This is a genomic window from Bartonella sp. CL162QHHD (assembly GCF_042195435.1).
In the GTDB taxonomy this organism is placed as follows: Bacteria; Pseudomonadota; Alphaproteobacteria; order Rhizobiales; family Rhizobiaceae; genus Bartonella.
The window spans coordinates 24,426-30,425 of the sequence record NZ_JBHIOG010000058.1 but is presented as its reverse complement, the minus strand read 5'-3'; the positions used below and the strand labels follow the sequence as shown (position 1 = coordinate 30,425).

Sequence of the window (6,000 nt, the reverse complement as noted above, 5' to 3'; positions counted from 1 at the left end):
GCATGTTTGATTTTTTTGATTTCACTGGTTAATTCGTATTTTTTGCACATAGAGATACCCTCACAATTTAATGTGATAAACGTTTGCTAAAATTTGGAATGGAAAATTTAAAAGAGGGGCACCCCCGCCGCGCCCGTGCTTTCATTTACACTGCTTTAGATTAGACCCAGACAATCTCTAATTCACTATAAGGAGAGAGACGTTCAGTATAGGTTTTTATTTTAGTAGACCCGCCGACATTTTCACGAATAACAGCAATGCCATGAATATTGGCATTTTCATAAACATGTACGTTATTTGCTATACGAGCGTTTTCATAAACCCTAGCATTGTCATAAACATAGGCATTATCATAAATAATAGCCTTGCCATACACATGAGCATTACCATAGACACGGGAATTATCAGAAATAACAGCATTGCCATAAACATGGGCATTATCATAAACATAGCCAGCAATGATAGCATTGTCATAAACCCGCGCATGACCATAGATATGACCACAAGTGACAGCATTGCCAAAAACTCTTGCATTTTCATAAACGTGACCATTTTTAAACACAAGAGCCTCATCATACACCCAGCAATTTCCCTCATGAGAGAGGTTATCTTCCTTTTCAATAAAGCCACCCAAGGCACCAGCTCTAACATCAGAAAAGTCTTTTAATGCTTTAATGCGATAAAGGGTATGATTACCAAATACACGCGTTTCATTTGTGAGTGCAAACTTCTTTTGCATAGCACAATTCCTTCATAAAGAGATTTAAATTTTTAAATGAGATATTTAAAGGAGGGCGCCCCCGCTGCGCCCACGCGTTATTTAAGCAGCGTCTTTTAGTGACTGATTATCATCACAGATATCATTACGAATTTTTGCACGGCTATTGACAACAGCATTGCCATAAATTTGCACATGATGATCAATATTTGATTTGCCATAGACCTTGGCATTATCATAAATCCTTACAAAGCAACCAACACGAGCCGAGCCAGAAACCTTGGCATAACCATAGATACTTGAATAATCCTTAATCCAGGCATTACAAAAAACATGGGCATTATCATAAACGCGCGCCCAGACATAAATGCGTGACTTGCCATACACATGGGCATTGCCAAAAATATAGCCACAAACATAGGCACTTTCATAGACACGGGCATTGTCATAAACCTTGGCACCATTAGAAATAGTAGCATTATCACTAATTACGGCATTACCATAAACATGCCCACAGACCTTAGCGTTATCATGAATTTTTGCAATATCATAAATATGAGCGGTTGTATCAAAAACCAATGCCTTGCCATTAACGATAGCATTGCCATACACCTTGGCACCTCTAAAGATTTTAGCGTCATTATAAATTTTAGCATTTTCATAAACAGTTGCATTGAAAAGAACCGCGGCATTATCATAGACCCAGCAATTGCCATCATGGGATAAGTTACTTTCATTTTCAATAAAACCGCCGAGGTCCCCCGCCTTAACATCATCAAAATCTCTTAGAGCACGTATACGGTGTAAAGTAAGACCATCAAAAGTGAATTTTTCATTGGTAAATTCGTATTTTTTTGCAGGCTCTTGTTGATTAACAGATGTGATTTCGTTTGCAATATTAGAGATAACGGGGATGTTTTTTACTGTATTTTTCATAATTAAACCTTACTGATTAAATGTTTGTTATTGACACCTCTATAGAGGCGCCGGGTGCTAACAAACACGGCAGTAAGTCCGTCGTTACACTTTTCCCATAAATGGGTATTGTATGGTGTAACTACACCCGACAAAATCACTATATATGCTAACAAAAGCATAAAAGATAGTCAGTTTTTAATAGGATTAGGTTTATCGCAACCTATTCGCTTACTGTTTAGTGTTGTTAAGCACTTAAGTATTCATATAACAAAATACGTATTTATTGTCAATTATTATTTTATCTTTTTTGATATTTTTTAAATACGTTATGTGTTGATAATATCTTATGCTTATTAATTGCTTCTTTTATATTTATGTGCTTTTAAAGCTATATTATGGGCTTTATGAAACGATTGCGTTATTTTCTGAATCTATACATTTATAATATTTAAAAACGCTCTCATAATGCGTATTTTTAGCTTTATAACCTATCATTTTTTTACTAAATGAATTTTAAATTTTTTGTGAATTTTGTTTATAAGGGGCTTTAATTTAAACGACCTTAATAGCACTGCGCTCTTATAACAAATGCTTTCATTTGCATTTTTGCTTTCTCTATAGCTGTTATGTTCTTTATAGCCATGGTATCATTTTTCATGTTCATAAGAGAAATGATAAATAGGATAATTGTGATTTATTGCTTGTTATGAAAACATCTCAATAGAAACTGATCATTATAGAGATGAGCAAAATCCCTTTTAATAAACTTTTGTCATTTTTGTCAGTTCTTTTTAGAACCTATATCATTTTTTTTAAATGATAAAAAATTAAAATCATTATATTTCAACAAGTTAAGTTTTATGAATTTTTCAAAATACAACTTATTAAAACAACCATAACAAATAAATACAACTATAAATATATATTTGTCAGTTTGTGTCAGTACATTGAATCGACAAAAGTGATCATTTAGTGAATGATTAAAACGTGTCTTATGAGAGTATGTGATCTTTTAAAGCCTTTCAAAAGAAAGGGATTATAATCATAATAAATGCTATCAAGACCATTATGGTTGTGAGTTTTGGAGGTTTAGGGGTTTTTGGGGGTTTTGGAGGTGCTTTTTACGCCCCCTCTTTATATATTTTAAAAATCAAAATAAAAGTCATTATATTTCAATATGTTAATTTTTATCAACTTTTCAAAAAAACAACCTATATCAATAATACAACCTTTAAATTCAATCAATAACATACGTTTTGTAGGGGGTTTGGGGGGTTTAAGAACCTTCAAAACCTATAAGTAATATAAGAAAATGAATATACATAACCCTCTTTAAACAAAGCTATCATTTTAGATTACGATATAATCTTTTAAAGGCAATCCAAATAAGAGTATCTAAAATTGCAAGTTTCTTCTTTTTAGAATAACGCATATAGACTATCCTTTCAGGATTATATGTAAGCAACTTAACAAAAGAGGTATAGAACCTATAGGTTATAAGACCTTATACCCCTTGTGAGGTTAACATGCCTATCATCTGAGCATGCCAAATCTATTCAGTTTCTCTTATTTCTAATTTTGGTAAGTTCTTAACGATTTTCATTGTTTCTAAACTTACGGTAATAACCCTTTGAAACAACTCCAATGGATAAGCAGGGTTGCCAACGGTTTCAACAGCATAGCGATTGGCATCATTAACAATGCCACTCTTCTTATCTGTCTTTACACATTGACGTTCCATAACCCATTCAAGAGAGATATCTGTCATGATGATATTGCTATTATAAGTAACTGTTGATTTATTCTTTTCCTTACTATCCTTAATTTTTGCGAATTTCATTTCAGTCACATAATAAAACTTTTCTGGATTAGAGATATCAGTTAATTTTGGATTACCCTTTTTAAAGGTCACAGGATAAGGCTCTACAGTTTCATAATTCACGTGCAAATGACCCAATTCATGCCCTGCTGTTACAAATTTCCAAAATCCTTAGCAGTTTTTACACAAGGGATACGAGGCAGTTCTTTGCATAAGTTATGAGCATAACGAGCACGATAATCTTCTGAATGCAAGAGACCGTAAACATAATAAAATAGATCATCTTTAGTAATTTTTTCATTAGGATAAGCGGCTTTAAAATATGCTAATTCTTCATCAGTTATGGCATTACGCATTTTCTTATTTTAGTAAATAAGCTATTGTCATACTATTTTTCTTATCAAGCGACAATCAATGGAGTGTCTCTTGTTGTCTCTAATATGTAACAGTTCCAATAAATTTGGTCTATTCTATGAATAAGAGTCTTTACTTTAAGCTCAAGATTATATTACATGCAACACCTTAAAATTAAGAAGCATATAGAGCATATGATTGTCATTTAACAGTGTCATTGTAAAATCTTCACAAGCGGGGGAAATGATATGGTTTGCACAACACATAAAGCAAGTGTATACAGTACAGTCTATGCTTTTCTCTCAGATGTTATAAGTATTACTCTCATCAAAAAATTAAAAAATTGTTACGCGGTTGGCGATTTTTTCTGTGACGCTGATGATATGGTTCATTTGGTTGCTCACTTTGAGGGCACAATGAATGCATAGATTTTTTTTCACTTTTATTTTTGCGGCTATTTTGTGCCTTTTCTCGTTGCCGAGTTTTGCCCAAAACATTCGTGAGAAAGCGATTAATCAATCAGAGAGCATCCAACGACAACAAACGCAAGAACAGCGTTTTCAACGATTGCACCGTAGAAACGAAACCCATGGGGTATTTTTGCCAGACGATGATACCACATCTGCCTATGGTGCTTCGTCTGGTACAACCTGTTTGCTGATCAAAAGCATTGAATTTGTTGATGCTCAGTTGATTTCTCATACCGACCTTCATGAAGCCATTTCTCTTTGGGAAGGGCGGTGTTTGGGGATTGCCGAAATCAACAAAGTGCTCAAAGCGGTGACCAAGCTTTATATGAAGCGCGGCTATATTGCGGTGCGGGCTTATTTGCCTGAGCAAGATTTAAGCGGCGGTCATCTCAAGATTGTTGTTGTTGAAGGCATGATGGAAGATATTACCCTTGATGGGCATAAAGTTGAGAGGAGACTTCAAGGAGAAATCACCACGGCTTTTCCAAACCTTATTGGAAAGCCGATCAATCTGCGCCAGATAGAGCAAGGGCTTGATCAAATCAATCGGCTTTTCTCACGCCAAGCCACCATTAATCTTGGTGCGGGGAGCAATTCGGGTGGTTCGATACTCGATGTTCATATTGAAAAACAGAAACCTTGGCTTATTACGCTTTCCAGCGATAATCTTGGCGCTAAAGCAACAGGGCTTTATCAAACGCGCTTGAGCCTTTCTTTTGATGATCTGTTAGGGATCAATGATCAATGGTCGTTTAGCTATCAGCGTTCTATGGATGGTAGTCCGTATCATTTTTCTCACAAGCGTCCCAATAGTGATACTCTAACGGGATCATTTTCTCTACCCTATGGCACTTGGACAACAGGTTTTGATGGGACGTGGAGCCAATATCATTCAAGTGTTAAGGGGATATTTTCCGATATTATGACTGCGGGTAAGTCTTTATCGCTTACTCCATGGATTTCACGGGTTATTGACCGTGATCAAGAGGGAAAGACCTGGCTTACGGGACGCTTAACATGGAAATATTCTGATAATTTTATTATGGGCAGTCGGGTTGATGTTTCCAGCCGTAAATTGGCTATTGCAACCTTTGAGCTTGATCATTCGCGCAAGTGGCTTGGAGGAGAATTAAGCGCGCATATAGGGTTTCATAAGGGGTTGGCAATTCTTGGCGCTTATGACGATAAAGAGCAAGAGAATACAACAAAAAATTCACCCAAAGGGCAATTTTCCAAATTGTCTTTTTCCCTAGGCTACGTGCGTCCTTTTTCGCTCAAACAATATAACTTTCGCTATAACACGCTGTTTTCAGGACAATTATCACCCGACACATTGTTTAGTTCAGAGCAAATATCGCTTGGTGGCAGTTCCTCTGTGCGCGGGGTGCGTGAGGCGATTTATTACGGCAATAATGGGGCGTTTTGGCGCAATGAATTGTCGCTGTTGTTGCCAGGTTTTTCTTCGAGAATGGGGCGTAAATTTATAAGCCAATTTGCCCCTTATATGGCGCTTGATCTGGGGGCTGTAGCCAATGATGCAAACAAAAACAGTTTTGGCGGGAGCCTCGTTGGGGCAACTCTTGGTTTCCATGCAACCGGAGACATTACGGATATTGATGTATCTTATTCGAATATTTTAACCCAATCGACAGTGCGAGAAAAGGGAAATTCGACAGGGTTATTTCAAGTACGGGCATTATTGAGATTTTAGAGCAAAGGGG

The 6,000-nt window shown here is 36.2% G+C and carries 4 protein-coding genes and 1 pseudogene; 2 read left to right on the top strand and 3 right to left on the bottom strand.

Translation table 11 applies throughout. The features are described 5' to 3' along the window. Window positions 1-160 precede the first annotated feature (160 nt). From ACFILD_RS05380 to ACFILD_RS05370, 3 genes and pseudogenes are all read right to left on the bottom strand, one after another. The gene (locus tag ACFILD_RS05380) at window positions 161-739 is read right to left on the bottom strand and encodes a hypothetical protein (protein WP_375664866.1); all 579 of its coding nucleotides are present in this window, start codon (window positions 737-739) and stop codon (window positions 161-163) included. Between the two features lie 81 nt (window positions 740-820). Continuing rightward, complete coding sequence (locus ACFILD_RS05375) at window positions 821-1,654, bottom strand: hypothetical protein (protein WP_375637772.1); 834 nt, start codon at window positions 1,652-1,654, stop codon at window positions 821-823. 1,534 nt (window positions 1,655-3,188) lie between these two features. Next, window positions 3,189-3,808: pseudogene (locus tag ACFILD_RS05370) on the bottom strand (type ISP restriction/modification enzyme); the annotation flags it as partial. Window positions 3,809-4,057: 249 nt separating this feature from the next. Here ACFILD_RS05370 and ACFILD_RS05365 point away from each other — a divergent pair. Both ACFILD_RS05365 and ACFILD_RS05360 read left to right on the top strand, forming a co-directional pair. Beyond that, window positions 4,058-4,237 (top strand): hypothetical protein, encoded by a 180-nt coding sequence (locus tag ACFILD_RS05365; RefSeq protein WP_375631742.1) that lies wholly within the window; start codon window positions 4,058-4,060, stop codon window positions 4,235-4,237. Then, on the top strand, window positions 4,230-5,990 hold the full coding sequence (locus ACFILD_RS05360; protein WP_375664865.1) for a ShlB/FhaC/HecB family hemolysin secretion/activation protein: 1,761 nt from the start codon (window positions 4,230-4,232) through the stop codon (window positions 5,988-5,990). The genes ACFILD_RS05365 and ACFILD_RS05360 overlap by 8 nt, the downstream gene beginning before the upstream one ends. Window positions 5,991-6,000 lie beyond the last annotated feature (10 nt).